This window comes from Duganella aquatilis (genome assembly GCF_009674565.1).
GTDB lineage: Bacteria > Pseudomonadota > Gammaproteobacteria > Burkholderiales > Burkholderiaceae_D > Rugamonas > Rugamonas aquatilis.
The window spans coordinates 33,925-51,314 of record NZ_WKJL01000026.1 but is presented as its reverse complement, the minus strand read 5'-3'; the positions used below and the strand labels follow the sequence as shown (position 1 = coordinate 51,314).

General features: G+C 60.6%; 17 protein-coding genes, 3 tRNA genes and 1 pseudogene. 10 read left to right on the top strand and 11 right to left on the bottom strand.

Features of this window, described 5'->3' with window-relative positions; genetic code table 11:
- Positions 1 to 13: 13 nt before the first annotated feature.
- The 4 genes from pal (at position 14) to GJ698_RS25285 (ending at position 1,649) form a co-directional block, all read left to right on the top strand.
- Positions 14 to 544 (top strand): peptidoglycan-associated lipoprotein Pal, encoded by a 531-nt coding sequence (pal, locus tag GJ698_RS25300; RefSeq protein WP_154360638.1) that lies wholly within the window; start codon positions 14 to 16, stop codon positions 542 to 544.
- 107 nt (positions 545 to 651) lie between these two features.
- Positions 652 to 1,407 carry a tol-pal system protein YbgF gene (gene ybgF, locus GJ698_RS25295; RefSeq protein ID WP_154360637.1) on the top strand — a complete coding sequence of 252 codons (756 nt, stop codon included), beginning with the start codon at positions 652 to 654 and terminating at the stop codon, positions 1,405 to 1,407.
- A 59-nt stretch (positions 1,408 to 1,466) separates the two neighbouring features.
- Positions 1,467 to 1,542 (top strand) — tRNA-Lys (locus GJ698_RS25290).
- Positions 1,543 to 1,573: 31 nt separating this feature from the next.
- Positions 1,574 to 1,649, top strand: a tRNA-Lys gene (locus GJ698_RS25285).
- Positions 1,650 to 1,711: 62 nt separating this feature from the next.
- Here the strand turns inward: GJ698_RS25285 and GJ698_RS25280 are convergent.
- The 3 genes from GJ698_RS25280 to GJ698_RS25270 all read right to left on the bottom strand — a co-directional run bounded on the left by GJ698_RS25280 (position 1,712) and on the right by GJ698_RS25270 (position 4,939).
- Positions 1,712 to 2,701, bottom strand: a complete 990-nt coding sequence (locus GJ698_RS25280; protein WP_154360636.1) for a quinone oxidoreductase family protein — start codon at positions 2,699 to 2,701, stop codon at positions 1,712 to 1,714.
- Complete coding sequence (locus tag GJ698_RS25275; RefSeq protein ID WP_154360635.1) at positions 2,698 to 4,119, bottom strand: MFS transporter; 1,422 nt, start codon at positions 4,117 to 4,119, stop codon at positions 2,698 to 2,700. The genes GJ698_RS25280 and GJ698_RS25275 overlap by 4 nt, the downstream gene beginning before the upstream one ends.
- 70 nt (positions 4,120 to 4,189) lie before the next feature.
- Positions 4,190 to 4,939 (bottom strand): SDR family NAD(P)-dependent oxidoreductase, encoded by a 750-nt coding sequence (locus tag GJ698_RS25270; RefSeq protein WP_154360634.1) that lies wholly within the window; start codon positions 4,937 to 4,939, stop codon positions 4,190 to 4,192.
- A gap of 143 nt (positions 4,940 to 5,082) precedes the next feature.
- Between GJ698_RS25270 and GJ698_RS25265 the strand changes: the two genes are divergently transcribed.
- Positions 5,083 to 5,988, top strand: a complete 906-nt coding sequence (locus tag GJ698_RS25265; protein ID WP_154360633.1) for a LysR family transcriptional regulator — start codon at positions 5,083 to 5,085, stop codon at positions 5,986 to 5,988.
- A gap of 86 nt (positions 5,989 to 6,074) precedes the next feature.
- Complete coding sequence (locus GJ698_RS25260) at positions 6,075 to 6,332, top strand: hypothetical protein (protein ID WP_154360632.1); 258 nt, start codon at positions 6,075 to 6,077, stop codon at positions 6,330 to 6,332.
- A 105-nt stretch (positions 6,333 to 6,437) separates the two neighbouring features.
- Here the strand turns inward: GJ698_RS25260 and GJ698_RS31460 are convergent, their stop codons facing one another.
- Positions 6,438 to 6,632, bottom strand: a complete 195-nt coding sequence (locus tag GJ698_RS31460; RefSeq protein WP_371865437.1) for a BPSL0067 family protein — start codon at positions 6,630 to 6,632, stop codon at positions 6,438 to 6,440.
- A gap of 7 nt (positions 6,633 to 6,639) precedes the next feature.
- Positions 6,640 to 6,762: pseudogene (locus tag GJ698_RS31455) on the bottom strand (BPSL0067 family protein); the annotation flags it as partial.
- An 86-nt stretch (positions 6,763 to 6,848) separates the two neighbouring features.
- On the opposite strand from GJ698_RS31455, the gene GJ698_RS25250 reads away from it, so the two are divergent.
- The gene (locus GJ698_RS25250; protein ID WP_154360631.1) at positions 6,849 to 7,319 is read left to right on the top strand and encodes a hypothetical protein; all 471 of its coding nucleotides are present in this window, start codon (positions 6,849 to 6,851) and stop codon (positions 7,317 to 7,319) included.
- Positions 7,320 to 7,384: 65 nt separating this feature from the next.
- Here the strand turns inward: GJ698_RS25250 and GJ698_RS25245 are convergent, their stop codons facing one another.
- Positions 7,385 to 8,554 carry an acyltransferase family protein gene (locus tag GJ698_RS25245; RefSeq protein ID WP_154360630.1) on the bottom strand — a complete coding sequence of 390 codons (1,170 nt, stop codon included), beginning with the start codon at positions 8,552 to 8,554 and terminating at the stop codon, positions 7,385 to 7,387.
- Between the two features lie 179 nt (positions 8,555 to 8,733).
- Between GJ698_RS25245 and GJ698_RS25240 the strand changes: the two genes are divergently transcribed.
- Positions 8,734 to 8,809, top strand: a tRNA-Lys gene (locus tag GJ698_RS25240).
- Positions 8,810 to 8,862: 53 nt separating this feature from the next.
- Here the strand turns inward: GJ698_RS25240 and GJ698_RS25235 are convergent.
- Positions 8,863 to 9,153, bottom strand: coding sequence for a hypothetical protein (locus GJ698_RS25235; RefSeq protein WP_154360629.1), 291 nt, complete (start codon positions 9,151 to 9,153; stop codon positions 8,863 to 8,865).
- Positions 9,154 to 9,155: 2 nt separating this feature from the next.
- Positions 9,156 to 11,126, bottom strand: coding sequence for a helicase-related protein (locus tag GJ698_RS25230; RefSeq protein WP_154360628.1), 1,971 nt, complete (start codon positions 11,124 to 11,126; stop codon positions 9,156 to 9,158).
- Between the two features lie 137 nt (positions 11,127 to 11,263).
- Here GJ698_RS25230 and GJ698_RS25225 point away from each other — a divergent pair, with 137 nt between their 5' ends.
- Entirely contained in the window at positions 11,264 to 11,872 is a 609-nt protein-coding gene (locus tag GJ698_RS25225; RefSeq protein WP_154360667.1) for an IMPACT family protein, read from the top strand.
- Positions 11,873 to 11,889: 17 nt separating this feature from the next.
- On the opposite strand, the gene GJ698_RS25220 is transcribed toward GJ698_RS25225, so the two are convergent.
- A complete protein-coding gene (locus tag GJ698_RS25220) occupies positions 11,890 to 13,047 on the bottom strand; it encodes a DUF418 domain-containing protein (RefSeq protein WP_154360627.1) in 1,158 nt (385 codons plus the stop codon).
- Positions 13,048 to 13,292: 245 nt separating this feature from the next.
- On the opposite strand from GJ698_RS25220, the gene GJ698_RS31310 reads away from it, so the two are divergent.
- On the top strand, positions 13,293 to 14,954 hold the full coding sequence (locus tag GJ698_RS31310) for a methyl-accepting chemotaxis protein (RefSeq protein ID WP_154360626.1): 1,662 nt from the start codon (positions 13,293 to 13,295) through the stop codon (positions 14,952 to 14,954).
- Between the two features lie 63 nt (positions 14,955 to 15,017).
- On the opposite strand, the gene GJ698_RS31305 is transcribed toward GJ698_RS31310, so the two are convergent.
- Together GJ698_RS31305 and GJ698_RS25205 are read right to left on the bottom strand one after the other, a co-directional pair.
- Complete coding sequence (locus GJ698_RS31305) at positions 15,018 to 16,559, bottom strand: methyl-accepting chemotaxis protein (RefSeq protein ID WP_154360625.1); 1,542 nt, start codon at positions 16,557 to 16,559, stop codon at positions 15,018 to 15,020.
- Between the two features lie 12 nt (positions 16,560 to 16,571).
- A complete protein-coding gene (locus GJ698_RS25205; RefSeq protein WP_154360624.1) occupies positions 16,572 to 17,363 on the bottom strand; it encodes a transporter in 792 nt (263 codons plus the stop codon).
- Positions 17,364 to 17,390: the final 27 nt, after the last annotated feature.

Sequence of the window (17,390 nt, the reverse complement as noted above, 5' to 3'; positions counted from 1 at the left end):
CAGGAGAATCATTATGCGTAAACTCAGCAGCTTAGCTTTTGCCGTTACCACCGCCGCCATCCTGTCCGCTTGCTCGACCCCAGTCAAAGTGTCGGAGCCAGCACCAGTGGTGGAGCGTCCAGTTGAAAAAGCCGTCACCCCGCAAGCCGACACCCGTACCGTCGCCCCAGTGGAAACCAAATCGCTGGATCCGCTGGACGATCCAAAAGGCGTGCTGGCCCAGCGCAGCGTGTACTTTGACTTCGACAGCTACGCCGTGCGCGCCGATGGCAAATCGGTGGTGGAAAACCACTCGGCCTACCTGGTCAAAAACAAAGCCCGCTCGATCCTGATCCAAGGTAACACCGATGAACGCGGTGGCGCCGAGTACAACCTGGCCCTGGGCCAGAAGCGCGCTGAAGCCGTGCGCAAGTCGATGACCGCCCTGGGCGTGCCGGAATCGCAGATCGAAGCCGTGTCGCTGGGCAAAGAAAAACCAAAGGCCACCGGTTCGAACGAAGAAGCATGGGCACAAAACCGTCGTGCTGACATCGTCTACAAGTAATCAAAAGCACTACCCTTTTGCCGGGTCACAGGCATAATACGGGGCGGCGCGCGGAGTATTCCGCGCCCTGCCCCGTTTCCATTTAGATTTGTGTGAAAGCGCCCGACATGAAGAAACTGACCAAAACCGGCCTGAGCGCCGCCCTGCTGGCCGCGACGATCTGGCTGCCGCTGCAAGCCCATGCCGGCCTGTTCGACGACGACGAAGCCCGTAAAGCCCTGCTCGACCTGCGCGCCAAGGTCGAAGCCATGCGTACCGAACTGAACGCCCGCATCGACACCAAATCCGACAAGACCAGCACGCTGGACATGATCTCGCAGAACGAGCAGCTGCAACAGCAGATCTCGCAGCTGCGCGGCCAGATCGAAGTGCTGGCCAACGACATCGCCAACACCCAGAAGCGCCAGAAGGACTTCTACGTCGACCTGGACGCGCGCCTGCGCAAGCTGGAACCGCGCGAAGTGACCATCGACGGCAAGACCTCGCAGGTCGACCCGGGCGAGCAGCGCAGCTATGAAGCGGCCACCAAGCTGTTCACCGGCGGCGACTACAAGGCTGCCGCCACCGCCCTGCAGGAGTTCGTGCAGCGCTACCCAGGCTCCAGCTACGCGCCCAACGCGCAATACTGGCTCGGCAACTCCTACTTCGCCCAGCGCGACTGCAAGAGCGCCATCGCGGCCCAACTGGTGGTGCTGAAGAACTACGCCGACAGCCCGAAAGCCCCGGACGCCATGCTGAACATCGCCAGCTGCCAGACCGAGCTGAAGGACAAGGCCGCCAAGAAGACGCTGCAGGACCTGATCAAGCAATATCCGGACTCGACGGCCGCCGAGACCGCCAAGCAGCGCCTGAGCGCCAAATAATTACCGGTGGGTATTTGACAGCTGGGCCATAGATCCCCTATAATCTCGCTTCTTTCGAGGGGTCGTTAGCTCAGCTGGTAGAGCAGCGGACTTTTAATCCGTTGGTCGCAGGTTCGAATCCCGCACGGCCTACCACTTGAAAGAGTACCAAGGTTTCACAACCTATGGGTCGTTAGCTCAGCTGGTAGAGCAGCGGACTTTTAATCCGTTGGTCGCAGGTTCGAATCCCGCACGGCCTACCAAGATTTCATCAAAAAAGCCCACGAATTTCGGTTCGTGGGCTTTTTTGTGTCTGATTCGGATATCAGACTGCGTCGAAAGCGGGAATCAGTATCGGGAATCCCTGTATGCGACGCTGGGCAATGTCGTTGTGCGCTCGCACGGCGTCTTCCAATGCATATTCACTGATGGCGATGTCGCCGAAGACTCCACTTCTCAACGCTTCGAACAACTCCTCGGTCGCTTCACCTACACCGTGCTGCAGCTTCACGTATTGAGGCGTGGATGGCTGCAGGTAGCGAATCGAACGTGCGGCGAGTTTTGCCAGGTCTACGGAGGCTGCGCCCGATGCATTTCCTATATGAATAAGACTGCCACCGGCGCCCAGCAGGGCCGCTGATTGTTCAAACGTAGCCCGTCCGACTAACTCGTACACAACATCAATCGCTCTGCCGGCGACGATTTTGTCGACCTGTTCCGCAAAATCAGGGGCACTGGTTACCACGACGTTGCTCAGGCCGGCGTCACGCGCCTGCAACGCCTTTTGCTCCGATCCTACTGCTGCGATCACGGTTGCGCCCAAGGCGACAGCCCACTTTGCAATCAGCGATCCGACGGCGCCAGATGCTCCGCTGACGTAGACCAGTTGGCCTGCTTTCACGACATGCGCTCGCCGTACCGCCATCCACGCGGTAAGCCCCTTGGATAAAATGGCGGCGGCCTGGCGGGCGGGAACACTATCTGGCAGCATCACCAACGCCGATGTGGAAATCAGTCGCGCATCCGTATACGCCCCTGGCGCAAAGAAATAAGCGACGCGGTCACCCACGCGAAAGTCCTTCACGTCAGGGCCAATTGCCGTCACGACGCCCGCCGCTTCGACGCCCATGTCAAATGGGAGCGGAACATTAAAGGTCCCGTCCCGAAACATGGTATCGACGAAGTTGACCCCGATTGCTTCCTGCTTGATGAGAACTTGTCCGTTAGCCGGTGCCGGTAGCGGATTCAGAACTTCTTCATGCCACATAACTGATGGCGGCCCTTGTTCATAAATTCTGACGCGATGGTGAGTCATGACTGTTCCCCTTGAGTGGCGGGCGATTGCAGCAGCATTGCCAGCAGCGCGCCGATGGTAATACCGATTGTGGCCGCATACGTGGCCAGCCTGGTGCCGACCTGGATCATTTCCGCGCTGGCTGGCGTTGTGGTTGCCGCACTGGTGGCAACGCCTACCAGCAGCGCCAATCCTATCGCGCCGCCGACCTGGAAGGTTGTCGAGGCGATTGCGGATGCCACGCCTTGCTGGTGTTCCTCCACGCCTGTCGCTACCGCAATCCAGATCGGTCCCCATGCGATGCCCTGGCCGATACTGGCGATAATCAAGCCGGGCAATATTGCCAAATAACCCAGGCCAGGCCAAATTCCGAAGCCAATCGCCGCCGTGCCCACTGCGCCAATGACGAAGCCGCTGACGACGGTCCGACGCATGCCCAGCGATTGCGTCATTCGCGCCCCCAGTTGCGTTCCTGCCGCCTGGGCCAGGCAGGGCACGAGAAATGCGAGTCCGGTGGTGAGCGGACTATATCCGAACACTTGCTGGAACAGCAGTGTCTCAAAGTAAGGCATCGCCATGAACGTCCCCATAAAAATCGCAGTCAACACCATGGCGATCTGGAGATTGCGACTACGCAAGAGGGTCAGCGGCATCAGCGGCGCCTTGCCACGCGATTCAATCAGCACAAATGCGATGAGTGCAAGGAGAGACAAGCCAGCCGCGCTCAACACCAGATTGCTGGTCCATCCCAAAGCCGGCCCTTCAACCAGAGCGGTGACCAGCAGCGTCACGCCAATGGTGACCGTGGCAGCGCCAGCCGCATCGAAACTGCGGCTACCGGTGCGCGGTTTGTCGGCAGGCATGGTCACCATCGCACCAATTGCGGTGAGTATGGTCAGCGGCACATTGACTAAAAATACCGATGTCCAGCCAAAGGCGCTAACGAGCACGCCGCCCAACAGCGAACCCAGCGCCAATCCGCTGGAGCCAAATAAGCTCCATACAGAAAGCGCCTTTACGCGTTCGCTGCCCTCCGCAAACAGCGAATTGATCAGTGCCAGCGTCGATGGGAAAATGAAGGCCGCCCCAATCCCTTGCAGCGCGCGGGCCAGAACCATTGTTGTCGGGTGCGATGCAAAGCCGCCCAGTAACGAGGCAACGCCGAAAAGCACCAGGGCAGCGACGAATACGCGCCGTCGGCCGAGCAGATCCGAAGCGCGTCCGCCGAGCAGCAGAAAGCCGCCAAACGCCACGGTGTAGCCGTGGATTACCCATTGAAGGTTATGGCCAGAAAATCCCATCTGGCTGCCAATTTCCGGGAGCGCAATGTAGACAATGGTGAAGTCGATGGCCAGGATCAGATGGGCGAAGGCCAGCAGGAACAGGCTCCACCCTGCCCGGCCAGATAGTGAGGGGGAATGAAGAGCGACAGAGGGCATGATTGTATTCCGATGAAAATGGGAGGCCCGGAACAGTCATCAATACTGCTCCGGGATGGAGCAACGAAGATCAGGTGAGTTGACCGCCATCGACGGTGATGGCCGTCCCGGTGATATAGCCTGCATCCGGGCCCACGAGGAAGGCGACGGCGCCGGCAATGTCCTCCGGTTGGCCGTGGTGGCCCAGCGCGGTCATTTGAGCCAGGCCCGGTGCGTGATCCGCGGTCTCCGGATTCATTTCGGTATTGATGGCCCCAGGGTGCACCACGTTGACCGTGATCTTGCGGGCGCCCAGGTCGCGCGCCCAGGCGCGGCTGTAGGCAGCGATCGCGGCTTTGGTCGCAACATAGTCGCCAATGCCCGGGAAGGGAGCACGCAGGGCGCCGGTGGTGCCGATCGAGACGATACGACCGCCTTCGGACAGCAGCGGGGCAGCAGCGCGCACGGCGGTGGTGACACCGGTAACGTTGACAGCATGCTGACGTTCGAACGCCGCAATGTCCGCCAGCGGGTCGTCAACGGGGCCCGTAACGAACACGCCAGCGCTGTTCACCAGGATATCCAGGCGTCCGAAATGCTGGTGCACCTGGCGAACCAGGGCGGTAACTTGTTCCGCATCGCCTTGATCCGCTTGAATTGGCAAGGCGCGTACGCCCTTGCTTTCAATGCTGGCCGCTACCGCCTTTGCGCGGTCCGCCGAGTTCGCGTAGCTGAAGGCCACGTGCGCGCCTTCGGCAGCCAGGCGTTCGACGATAGCCGCACCGATGCCGCGCGAACCACCAGTTACCAGGGCCACTTTACCTTTGAGCACTTGATTCATGATTTTCTCCTTGGTGACGACCATCCAGCAGGAATTGCTTGGTCAAGGTCATCGATGAACTCAATATATATGCACCGATTAAAGTGATAAAGTATCGAATATAGTCACCAGTGTTCCTATTTTGGTGATAATAAGGAGAGCCAATGGATTATTTTCTTGCAGCAAAGGCGTTTGTGAGCGTGGCGGAAACCGGCAGCTTCGTCAAAACAGCCGCGATGCTGGATTTGCCGCGTAACACGGTGACCAAATTGATTCAGGCACTGGAAGCGCATTTACGCGTCAAGCTTTTTCATCGCACCACGCGGCGCGTGTCCTTGACCAATGACGGTGCTGCCTACTACGAGCGTATGTCGCGTGTCCTGGATGAATGGCATGAAGCGGAAGCCGACTTGACGGATGCGCACTCCGCGCCGCGCGGCAAGCTTCGCGTCGACATGGGAACCACCATGGCCTCGATCCTGGTCATACCGGCGCTTCCCGACTTCCGGCGCAAATACCCCGACTTGCAGTTGGACATAGGCATCAGCGATCGGCCAGTGAATCTGGTGCACGATCGCGTGGATTGCGTTGTCCGCGGCGGCGAGATTGCTGATCAGTCACTCATCGCACGCCATATCGGCGCACTGCGCTTCGTGACTTGCGCAACGCCGGAATATCTCAGCAGGCACGGTACGCCTTCCCATCCATCGGATCTACAGGAGGACCATGTGCTGGTGCGATATTTCTATGCCGGTTCCGGCCGCAAGGCGCCGATTGAATATACAAAAGGCGACGAGCGCATACTCGTGCAAGGGCGGCAGTTCTTGGCAGTCAATGACAGCAACGCCTATCTGGCGGCGGGACTGGCGGGGCTGGGCGTTCTGCATACGCTTGCTTTCATGGCGCAACCGCATATCGATGCAGGCCGCCTGGTGCCAATTCTGCAGGAGTGGAGCAGCCCGCCCAATCAAATCAGCATTGTTTATTTACCGAATCGGCATTTGAGTGCCCGCGTGCGCGTCTTCGTCGACTGGATGGTGGAACTCTTCCAGAAGGCTGATTATCTTTAGATATTTTGTTTTGGGCTCAACCGGCTACAATGACGCCTGCGGCGCCCGCTTCCGAGGCGCCAACTTCTACAAATGAAAGCAGCACCATGACTTACGAAGAATTCCTTGATGAGGTAACGACGCTCCTCACCGAAATGTACGATCTTGAAGACGAAGCCGCGATCAAGCTGGTGGTTGACGCCCAAGCTGCCGACTACTTCGTCATACACGACGACAAAGAAGAGATGCGCACGGTCGCCCAAGCCAAGCTGGACGCCGCCGCCATCTATCAAGCCAAGCAAAACAAGAACGAGACCCAGCGCAAGCAGCAACAGCGCCAGGTGCAAAAGAAAAAAGCGCCCTGAGCGAAGCTGTTAGCGGCAGGTGATCTGCACGGACCGTTGCCCGGCTTTTTCACCTTTGCTGAGGTGAGCGGTACAAGATTTTGCGTATCGCGGCATACCACCAACCTATTCAATTACCCAGAACGCCTCTGCATTGTCGCTCGGATTGGCGTAAGTGCCATCAGGATTCTGGCGCTGCTTTCGAATGAAGCGAATCGAAATTTTCTCCTTCCCCGAACCAGGGCACTGGTCGACGATGAAAATTCCGTCCGATACTTGTCCAAGGTAGAAGGCGGCATGGGCCACCCTGCTTCGGCCCATGCCAGCGACCATGCTCAAAGTTGGCAATCACTGTCCCTGGCAAGAGATCCTTATTCCCAAGTACCTTCGCTCCTTGTCGCCACATTCTGGCTGGTGGCGCACTGGTGTAATGGCGAATTAAGGTGACGCGCCGGTGATGTCCTCTTGCTGATGCTCAGGCCCTGACAGCAACCGGTGTGTTAAAAATCAAGGCATGAGCGATCAACAGAGGCTGCCATGAAATTGATCAGCACGTCAGACTACACCGTTCGACTTGTCACGCCACCGAACGACGAAACAAATCCGCAGTGTGAAGTCATGCTGAATGGCGCGCCAACAGGAACAGTCCTCGAAGGCGCCATTCTGGAGGCGGCGTTGAAGTGGCATGCGTACACGCTGCTTTTCCTCACCGACGACATTCCATTTGAAGATGCACTGAGAATTTACCTGCTCGACGAGAAATTCAACGTGATGGACTCCGCGCAAATAATGTGGATCTACGCAACCGGTATATTTTCAGATCTAGATTTGAGCGAACCGGACGCAGTAAGCTTCCGTTTTTTCGCGGATCTCGATTGGACGCTCACGCTGCTTCCCGAGCCGGCCTTCGCATTGCCGGTAATCTCGGATCCATGGGCCGTGAGCCGTCCATTCAAATTTCATCGCAGATTCCGAATATCCAACCAGCCTTCGTTGAACACCGATTAGAACGCGAGTCGGCGAGTCGGTATGACTGCGGCCGGCACGAAAATGACAAACTCAGCGGCCTTCTTTTAACGCAGCGACACCGCGTTAGTGCGCACAGGCAACGGTCGTGGCATGTGTACATCGCGCACGGCGAGTTGTTCGCCGACGAAATGGATCATGCGGCCCAGCGGCACTTCCACCCAGCGATGGAAGGCGGCGCCGGCGATCAGGCTGGCGGACCAGGCGACCAGCATGCCCAGCAACTGCCACGCCGGTTCCGCCGGCGCAAAGCGGGTAAAGCCGGCGTTCACCAGCAGACACACCGGGAAGTGAATCAGGAACACGGAGTACGAAATCTTGCCCATGCCGTGGATCGCGCTCCAGGCGCGACCATCGGACGTGGTCTTGATGCGGCCGAACAGGAACAGCGCGCACGCCACCACCGCCGCCAGCGCGATGCGGCTGCGGAATTCCAGCAGCAGGCCGGCCACCGCCGGCAGCAGCGCCATCATCATCAGCATCACGGCAACGCCCTGCTTGCGGCGCGGATCGCTGGCCCACCAGGCCATCAGGCCGAGACCGTAGCTGCCGAAGAAGTACGGCGCCCAGTTGTCCCAGTCCGCATCGAGATTGAAGTACAGCACCGACAGCGTGATGCCGGCCGCAATCACCACCGGCATCAGCCACAATACCCGACGGCTGCCGGCAAAGCGGCCCGCCGTCCACAGCAGCGCCACCATCAGCACGTACAGCTGGAAATCGATGGCGACATACCAGGCGCCGGCCGATACCGACGCGTAGCCCAGCACGCCGTGCAGCAGCAACACGTGTGCGCTCAACTGGCTCAGCGTGACAGGGGCGGAAATCGAATCGTGGGTCATCCACTCGGCGGCCCAGGAGGACGCGACGGCGGCGATCAGTGTGGCGACAAAGAATGGCGGCGCCAGCTTGGCGTAGCGGCGCCAGACGGCGCGCAGCGGATTGTCATAGCCGGCGTGGCCGGACGGCGCCAGCGACTTGGCCGCAAGAAAGCCGCCGATCACCAGGAACACCTGGACGGCGATGCGCGCGCTGTTGCTGAGCCAATCGATCAGCGACGGAAACACCGTCCGCACGTGATCGGACATCGGGCCATAGAAGGCCAGATGGTGCAAGACGATCAGCTGCGCTGCGCCTGCTTTCAACAGATTAATCAAACCAAACTGCGACGGGGCCGGTTTTTCCGTGCCATGCGTCGGGCCTGTAACTACTTTCATTACTCTTCCTTGCTCGCAATTTCCGCTTTAAAACGGCTTATTTTTATGGCAGGCCGATATGATAGCTGAGGTTGCTTGTTTAGTGTCGCACTAAACAAAATTGATCGACGGTAAACATGGCCGGATTGGCCATCTGGCTCTTGAATTTCGCGGCGGCAACCAGTACAATTCCGGCCCTTGGGTCGTTAGCTCAGCTGGTAGAGCAGCGGACTTTTAATCCGTTGGTCGCAGGTTCGAATCCCGCACGGCCTACCAAGATTGCTCAAAAAAGCCCACGCATTGCGGTTCGTGGGCTTTTTTTCGTCCATTCAATGGAACTTTTTGCGCGCGGACGTGTCGGTGCGCACGTAAAATCCCGGCGGTTTGCTGGCCACCCAGGCGATAAAAGTCTGGATATCGGGATGCGCGCGCAGCGCCTCCCAGGTATGGAAGTGCTGCAGCAGTTCGCGCTCGGTGAACACCGAGTGGATCTTGCGGTGGCAGATTTTATGGATCGGAAACTGCTCCCTGCCCTTGAAAGTCTTCGGCACCAGGTGATGCCGGTCAATATTGACCGTGCCCAGCACTCGGCCGCACAAGGGGCAGCGTTCCTCGTCCATGGCTAGCGGCGGAACTTGCGCGGCTGGCGTTTGCGCGCCGCCGAGTTCTGCTCCTGCAGGATCGCATCCACGCGCTCCGACGCTTCGCGCGACAGGCGCTGCGCCAGTTCGGTGTCAGGGAAGAATTCCGGCTGGCGGTAGGCCAGCCAGGCGTAGGCCGAGTACAGCCGGCACGCGTCCTCCACCTCCTGCAGATTCATGTAGTGCAGCGGCCGGTCGCCGGACTTCAGCTGCGTGACCTTCTTGTGCGCCAGCGATTTGGCCCAGCTTTCCCACGCATGCTGCAGCGACGGCACCTTGGACGAAATCGGCACCAGCGACAGCGCAAACTTCTCCGCCACCGTCAGTTCCAGCGTATCGAGCCAGGCCGCGCGCTCGAACTGGTCCTCGGTAATGCGCGGATAGAAGAAACCATCCGGCACGTCAATATTATGGACGAAGCGCTTCAGCAGCTTGGCCAGCGCATGCTCATGCGTCACCGACGAAATGCGGTGCAGATGCTCGAGGGTGGGCGCCACGGCAAAGCCGGTGGTCTTCAGCGGCACCGGCTTCTCGCGCAGCAGCGAACGCATCACGTTGTGCGTCTCGTTGTCGTAGCCGGCCACCAGGCCTTCCTCGTGCACGCCGAAGCGCCCTGCCCGGCCGGCGATCTGGCGCGCCAGCGCGGCCGGAATCTCTTCCTCCTCATAGCCGTTGTACTTGACGGTGGTGGTCATCACCACGCGCGCGATCGGCATGTTCAGGCCCATGGCGATGGCGTCGGTGCCCACCACCACATCGGCCGCACCTTCGCGGAAACGCTGGGCCTGCGCGCGCCGCACCTCTGGCGACAGATTGCCGTACACGGTGGCCACCGACAGGCCCATCTCGGTCACCATGTCGCGCCACATCAGCACTTCGCGGCGCGAGAAGCAGATCACCGCGTCGCCGCGCCGCAGATTGCTCAACTTGCGCACGGCGGTCGGTTCCACCGACAGCGGTCCCTTGCGCTTGAGAATATGCACTTCCAGCTCGCATTCCAGGCGCGCCGCCAGCACCTCGATGGCGCGCCGCGCTTCCGGTGCGCCGACCAGGTAGACGATGCGCGCCGGCGCGCCGCACACGGCGGCGGTCCAGGCGGCGCCGCGGTCGCGGTCCGCCAGCATCTGGATTTCATCGATCACGGCCACATCGACCGGCGTGTGCGTATCCAGCATCTCCACCGTGCTGGCGACGTGGGTCGCGCCCGCCACCAGACGGCGCTCCTCGCCGGTGACCAGGCTGACTTTCAGCGGCTGGCCGTGCTGTTCCATTTCCTGCAGGCGCTCATAGTTCTCCAGCGCCAGCAGACGCAGCGGCGCCAGGTAGACCCCGCTTGGCGCCTTGGCCAGCGCCTCGATGGCCTGGTGGGTCTTGCCGGAATTGGTCGGGCCCAACACTGCGATGAACTTGCGCTTGATGCGGCGTGCAACATCGAACGAGGCCGGATACTCGGCCAGGTTGATGCTCTGGCGCGTGCGCTCGGCGTGCTGCTCCTCCATGTCGCGCTCGACCGCGTGCTCCAGCCGCTGGCGGATGCGGTCGAACACCATGCCGGCCGGCTCGGCGATCTGCATCTCGTTCAGGGCCAGCAGGAAGGGCTCGGCGCCCATGTCGCAATCGTCGCAGGCGTCGATCAATTCCTGCGCAAAGGCCTCGACGTAGCCGTGCAGCTCGTCCGCCACCGCTTCGCTGGCGCGTTCGCGCAGCAGCGCGGAGCGGGCGTCGCCATCCATTTTTCGCCATTTGGACGATTTGGCCAGGATGCCCTGCGCCGGCACCAGGTCGTACGGCACGCGCCGGCCGCCATACTCGACCTCGCCGCTGATGCGCAGGAACACCCTGCCCTCGGCCTTGGCCAGCGCGACGCCGCGCGCCGTCAGGCCGAGTTGACGCATCAGGTCGTCATCTTCCGCCGGATCGCCGTCGGTAGCAGGATGGGAAGGTAGTGTCATGGCGTATCAAATAGGTGGACTCGGCCCGGATTATAACGCGCCGGGCGGCATGGTCCCGTCAGCCGGCGTGGCGTTCGCGTATGATTTCTGGCACCATATGCCGGTTTTATCTCAGCGCATTGCCAGAAATCTCCCCCATGCCCCAAACAATCGATACAGCCGTTCATCATGAACTGCTGATTAAAAAAAGCCGCTTTATTGCCTGCGTTCAGCCGATGACCGATCGCGCCAGCGCGCAGAAAATCGTGGCGGAATTATGGCAACAGCATCCCGGCGCCGCCCATGTCTGCTGGGCGTTATTAGCCGGCGGCCAATCCGCCGCAGTCGACGACGGCGAACCAAGCGGCACCGCCGGCCGCCCCATGCTTGATGTATTACGCCACCAGGATCTGGAGGGCGTATTAGCCACTGTAGTGCGATATTTCGGCGGCGTTAAATTGGGCGCCGGCGGCCTGGTGCGCGCTTATACCGACAGCGTGGCACAAGCATTATTAAAAGCCGAGAAAATCGCCATTATCAAGCAGCGCTTCCTGATTTGCCGCGCGCCTTATTCCATGGAAGGCCTGATCCGGCGTGAAATTGAAATCGCCGGCGCCAGCCTGAATAATGTCCTGCATACGGACGAGGTTCAGTTCGAATTCAACCTGCCCGATAATATCGCCGATGCGCTGATAACCCATCTGAGCGAATCTGGCAGCGGCCGCATCACCTGGATCAATCCGGACGAGGCAGCCGAAGCAAGCTGATTTTTGGTGTCTTCGTGCTAATTCTTGGCACGAGCTCCAAGCCAGGTCAATCTGTGCCACACGGTTTCAAGCGGTCCCTGCGGGTGGTGCACCAGCCACCACACGCTGAACTGCCGCTGCAGCAGCGCCAGCGTGATGCCGATCCCCAAGGCAAAGCTGGCGCCGGTGTACTGATACATGCCGAGTCCAAAGCCATAATAAATCGACGTTCCAACAATCGACTGAATAACATAGCTGGTTAAACTCATCCGTCCCAAGGGTGAAAACACCGCCAGCCAGCGCTGCGAATAAAACAGCAGCACAAATACCGATACCAGCACCACCATAAACGCCACATTGGACCAAGAAGTAATAATCACCAGCAGCGGACGGCTGACAGCTTCCCCCAATCCCATTATCTCAGGCCAGGTTTTCAGCGTATAAAACGGAATAAAAGCCAGCGTAGCAAGCACCAACGCCCTACGCCAGAATGCCTGGTCTTTAAATAAGCCTTTACGGCCGGCCAGCATACCCAGCATGAATAACGCCGGAATCTGGAATATTCGCCCATTTTCCCAGCTCCAGCGTATTACGCCGATTTTTCCATTAGTCAGATTACCGCTCCAAACCTGCAATGCCGAGCCATGCGCAAAATAGCCGTTGGCGCGGCCAAAATATGCCCACGATGCGGGATCAGGCAGTTTTTGATTCGGATTCGGCAATGCCTGAAATACTTCCATCCACGCATACGGCTGAAGCAATAAAACCACCGCAATCGCCAGCACCCAACGATCATTCAGGCGCGCGACGGGAATCAACGCCAATCCCAGTACGGCATAAATACTCAGAATATCGCCGTGATAAAACATGGAATTAAACACGCCAAACGCCAGCAGCAGCGCCAGCCGCCAGGCGAACCGCGCGCGGAAGTCCTCTCCCCGCAGCTCCCGGTTGTGATACTGGATGTAGAACGTCACGCCAAACAGCAGCGCAAAAATCGCATACGACTTGCCGCCGAACAGGAAGAACAGGCTGTCCCAGATCAGCTTGTCCACCATCTTGAGCCAGGCCGGCAGGCCCGCCGGCGAAAAATAGAAGTCGAAATGCTCGATGTTATGCAGCAGCATGATCGACACGATGGCAAAGCCACGCAGTGCATCGATCACGTCCAGCCGGGAAGTATTTATTGTTGTCATGCGTCTCCACCTACCGTGAACAAAATGCCAAGTTTATATGGAATCGATCCCAGTCAGCATGAATGTGGTTTAACGGCTGCATAAACGCCAATTAAATTGCCACACGGGAATTTGACGCGTATATTGGTGACTATTCAACGCACTATTGGTCGCCTAACTTCCCGCGATCGCCTTCCCTCTCCGGCCTTATTCCCGCCAACGTTCCGCACGGAACGCGAGTCATCTTCGACGAACGGAATACCATCATGGAAATCAAAAACCTCAAGGTCGGCAGCCGCCTGGCGCTGGGATTTGGCGCGGTCCTGCTGATGCTGGCGATTATGAGCGGCCTGAGCATCTACAGCCTGAGCCAGCTGGCCAACAATACGGACGACATCGTCACCGTCAGCTACCCGAAAGTGCTGCAGGCGCAGCTGATCATGAACCACAACAACAAGATCGCCCGCTCGCTGCGCAATGCGCTGCTGATCCGCGACGAGAAAAAGGCTGCCAAGGAAATGGCGGTGGTGGCGGACAAGCGCAAGGAAATCGAGGAAGCGATGGTCAAGCTGGACGGCATGGTCAAGTCCGGCAAAGGCCGCGACCTGTTCATGGCGGTGCAAGCGGCGAATGCGCCGTTCAACGCCTCGCTGGACGACGTGCTGCGCCTGCGCCGCGAAGGCAATGTCGACGGCGCCGTCGATGAAATGCTGGGCAAGATGCGCGCCCTGCAGCTGACCTATATGGACGCCATCGACGCGCTGATCGCGCACCAGAGCGCCAACATGGAAAACGCGCGCCTGGACGCGGAAAACACCTTCAACCAATCGCGCAACCTGGCGATCGTGCTGGGCCTGGTATCGCTGGCGCTGGGCGCGGCCCTGGCCTGGCTGATTTCGCGCCAGCTGCTGCGTCAACTGGGCGGCGAGCCGACCGACGTTGCCAGCATCGCTGGCAAGATCGCTGGCGGCGACCTGGCGGTGCCGATCGCGCTGCGCAGCGGCGACCAGACCAGCCTGCTGTTTGCGATCCAGGGCATGCGCGACAGCCTGGCGGACATCGTCGGCCAGGTACGCAGCGGCGCCGACTCCATCGTCACGGCCGCGACCGAAATCGCCTCGGGCAATATGGACCTGTCCTCGCGCACCGAGCAGCAAGCCGGCTCGCTGGAAGAAACCGCCTCGTCGATGGAAGAACTGACCGCCACCGTCAAGCAGAACACTGAAAACACCCGCCAGGCCAACACGCTGGCGCGCAGCGCCTCGGAGATCGCCGTGCAAGGCGGCGTGGTGGTGGCGGACGTGGTGCACACCATGGAAGCGATCAACGAATCGGCGAAGAAAATCGTCGACATCATCAGCGTGATTGACGGCATCGCCTTCCAGACCAACATCCTGGCCTTGAATGCGGCAGTGGAAGCAGCCCGCGCCGGCGAACAAGGCCGCGGCTTTGCCGTGGTGGCGCAGGAAGTGCGCGTGCTGGCGCACCGTTCGGCCTCGGCGGCCAAGGAAATCAAGGAACTGATCGACGACTCCGTCAGCAAGGTCGGCGCCGGCACGCAGCTGGTGGGCGAAGCTGGCGCGACGATGGAAAAAATCGTCGCCGCCGTGCAATCGGTCACCGCCATCATGGGCGAGATCAGCACCGCCAACAACGAACAGGAAGCCGGCATCGAGCAGATCAACCACGCGATTGCCGAGATGGACACCGTCACGCAGCAAAACGCCGCGCTGGTCGAAGAAGCCGCCGCCGCCGCGGAAGCGCAGCAAGACCAGGCGAATCAGCTGGTGCAGCTGGTCGGCGTCTTCAAGCTCGCCGCCGACAGCAGCCACCAAGCCGCCGCCGTCCCAGTCAGCCAGCGCAAACCGCAGCGTCTGGCGCTGGCCGCCCCCGCCCCCCGCCACGCCAACCGCTTCGCCGCCGCATAATCCGGGGTCAGTTCTGCCAATCGCACACGAGCTCATGTACCAATGGCAGAACTGACCCCGGATTCAGGCGAGGCGGAACACCTTGACTGCTTCCGCCAGCCGGCCGGCCTGCTCTTGCAGGGCGCCGGCGGCGGCGGCGGCTTGCTCCACCAGCGCGGCGTTCTGCTGCGTGGCGCTGTCGATGGTGCCGATGGCCTGGTTGACCTGGTCAATGCCCATTTCCTGCTCGCGGCTGGCGGCGGCGATTTCGCCGACGATGGCCGTCACGCGCTGGATGCTGGTGACGATTTCTTCCATCGTGCCGCCGGCCTGGCCAACCAGCGCGCTGCCCTCGCCCACCTGCGCGGCGGAGGCTTCGATCAGTTGCCGCACTTCCTTGGCCGCCGCGTCCGAGCGATGTGCCAGGCTGCGCACCTCTGACGCCACCACGGCAAAGCCGCGCCCCTGCTCGCCGGCGCGCGCGGCTTCCACCGCCGCGTTCAGGGCCAGGATGTTGGTCTGGAACGCTATCCCTTCAATCACCGCGATGATGTCGACGATTTTCTGCGACGAGGCGTTGATGCCGCCCATGGTCGCCACCACCTGCGTCATCACTTCGCCGCCGCGCGTGGCCACCTGCGCCGCCGATGAGGCCAACTGGTTGGCTTCGCCCGCGTTCGAGGAGTTCTGGCGCACGGCCGAGGTCATCTCTTCCATCGACGATGCGGTCTCTTCCAGCGAGCTGGCCTGCGATTCCGTGCGCGACGACAAGTCCAGATTGCCCGCCGCGATTTCGCCCGACGCCAGCGCTATCGCATCCGTGCCGCTGCGCACCTGGCTGACGATGCCGTGCAGGCTGCCATTCATCTCGCGCAAGGCGCGCTTCAGGCGACCGGTCTCGGTGATGTCTTCATCCTCCACCGCAATCTGCGACGACAAGTCGCCATGCGCCACGCGCGATGCAAAGCCCACGGCCTCGTCCAGCGGACGCAGGATGGAGCGCGAAATCATCTGCCCCACCACCAGCGATACCACCACCGCCAGCAAGCCGAAACCGATGATGTGGACACGCGACTTGACCACCGCTTCATCACCCACCGCCTTGGTCGACTCCGAATTCTTCTCGATCAGATCGCTCAGCGCGGCCATGCTCTTTTCCAGCACGCGGAAAGTGTCCATAAACGCCGGGAACTTCACCTGCGCGGCTGGCGGATTGCTCAGCGACAGCTCCACCATCTCCTCGGCGCTTTTCAGATAACGCTCGACATCGGGCCGCACCTGCTCCATGGCGCGGTGGACTTCGGCGTCGGTGGCGGCCGCATCCATTTCCTTGATCAGCTTGCGGAACAGCGCGATGTGATCGGCCGTATCCTGGCGCACTTCCTTGATCTCGGCCGGATCGCTCTTCTCCGCCGCCAGGCGCGCGGCCAGCACGTCGGCGCGCAAGGCGTCGTGGGCCTGGTCGGCTTGCAGCTGGTCCTTCATCGCCGAACTGTTGGTGCTGATCGCGTCCATCGACACGTCCAGCACATGCACCGCGTAATAGCCCACGCCGCCCACCAGGCTGACGAACGCCAGCGTCGCCAGGTTAATCAGTAACAAGCGCTGCTTGATCGTCAATCGCATGAAGTCTCCTGCTTAGAATTTGATGGACAGGCCAGCGGTCCAGCTCCAGTCCGGCGTGTTCTTGTTGAGGCCGCGCGACAGGGCCGTGTCCACCTGTACCAGGTCGGTCAGCAGGTAGGAGACGCCAACGTCGAAGGTGGTTTGCGAACCGCCATGACGGCCGCGCGCGATCTGCGGCGCCGAGTATTCGACAAAGACGCGGCTGCGCTCGTTCAACTCCTTGCCCAGCACGATGCCGAAGATGCCGCTGGTGTAGCGCTCGCCATTATCGTCATGCTGCCAGGCGATGCCGGGCATGACGCCGAGGCCGAAGTCGTCCGGCAAGTCCCATTCGGCGGCCAGGCGCAGCGAGCCGCCCTTGCCCTTGGCGCGGAAGGCGCTGGAGCCGCTGTCGAGATCGACATGGGCCAGCACGCCCATCGACGGCCGCGCGCCTTGCGCATCGGCCACATGCCATTTGACGCCGAGCGAGACGTCGGCATAGCCGTTGTCGGTGGTGCGGGTGCCAGCGCCGAGATCGTCGGTGACGACGCGCATGCGGCCATCGGTTTCGATACGGGCTTCCAGCGTGTCGCCGATGCCGAAGCGCAGCAAGGTGGGCGTGGCGTACGTGCGTTCCTTGATGCCGTTGGCCTTGTTGCGCTCCAGCGCGACGCTGGTCTCGATCTGGAAGCGGCCGGCGCCGACCACGTTGCTCGACTCGACAAAGTCGGGACGGTCGGTGGCGATCTGGTCTTTTTCTTCGCCGGCCTGGGCCAGCAGGGGCAATCCCAGCAGCAGTGCGACAATTGTTTTAATAGGCATGTCTCCACCATCACGGAAGCAACTGTG

Excerpts from the sequence above, each read along its gene's own strand:
- GJ698_RS25250 (WP_154360631.1), top strand. The coding sequence starts at position 6,849 with ATGAAATTGATCAGCACGTCAGACTACACCGTTCGACTTGTCACGCCA.
- GJ698_RS25270 (WP_154360634.1), bottom strand. The coding sequence starts at position 4,939 with ATGAATCAAGTGCTCAAAGGTAAAGTGGCCCTGGTAACTGGTGGTTCG.
- GJ698_RS25260 (WP_154360632.1), top strand. The coding sequence starts at position 6,075 with ATGACTTACGAAGAATTCCTTGATGAGGTAACGACGCTCCTCACCGAA.
- GJ698_RS25205 (WP_154360624.1), bottom strand. The coding sequence starts at position 17,363 with ATGCCTATTAAAACAATTGTCGCACTGCTGCTGGGATTGCCCCTGCTG.
- GJ698_RS31305 (WP_154360625.1), bottom strand. The coding sequence starts at position 16,559 with ATGCGATTGACGATCAAGCAGCGCTTGTTACTGATTAACCTGGCGACG.
- GJ698_RS25280 (WP_154360636.1), bottom strand. The coding sequence starts at position 2,701 with ATGACTCACCATCGCGTCAGAATTTATGAACAAGGGCCGCCATCAGTT.
- GJ698_RS25265 (WP_154360633.1), top strand. The coding sequence starts at position 5,083 with ATGGATTATTTTCTTGCAGCAAAGGCGTTTGTGAGCGTGGCGGAAACC.
- GJ698_RS25225 (WP_154360667.1), top strand. The coding sequence starts at position 11,264 with ATGCCCCAAACAATCGATACAGCCGTTCATCATGAACTGCTGATTAAA.
- GJ698_RS25230 (WP_154360628.1), bottom strand. The coding sequence starts at position 11,126 with ATGACACTACCTTCCCATCCTGCTACCGACGGCGATCCGGCGGAAGAT.
- GJ698_RS25275 (WP_154360635.1), bottom strand. The coding sequence starts at position 4,119 with ATGCCCTCTGTCGCTCTTCATTCCCCCTCACTATCTGGCCGGGCAGGG.
- GJ698_RS25220 (WP_154360627.1), bottom strand. The coding sequence starts at position 13,047 with ATGACAACAATAAATACTTCCCGGCTGGACGTGATCGATGCACTGCGT.
- GJ698_RS25235 (WP_154360629.1), bottom strand. The coding sequence starts at position 9,153 with ATGGACGAGGAACGCTGCCCCTTGTGCGGCCGAGTGCTGGGCACGGTC.
- GJ698_RS31310 (WP_154360626.1), top strand. The coding sequence starts at position 13,293 with ATGGAAATCAAAAACCTCAAGGTCGGCAGCCGCCTGGCGCTGGGATTT.
- GJ698_RS25245 (WP_154360630.1), bottom strand. The coding sequence starts at position 8,554 with ATGAAAGTAGTTACAGGCCCGACGCATGGCACGGAAAAACCGGCCCCG.
- GJ698_RS31460 (WP_371865437.1), bottom strand. The coding sequence starts at position 6,632 with ATGGGCCGAAGCAGGGTGGCCCATGCCGCCTTCTACCTTGGACAAGTA.
- pal (WP_154360638.1), top strand. The coding sequence starts at position 14 with ATGCGTAAACTCAGCAGCTTAGCTTTTGCCGTTACCACCGCCGCCATC.
- ybgF (WP_154360637.1), top strand. The coding sequence starts at position 652 with ATGAAGAAACTGACCAAAACCGGCCTGAGCGCCGCCCTGCTGGCCGCG.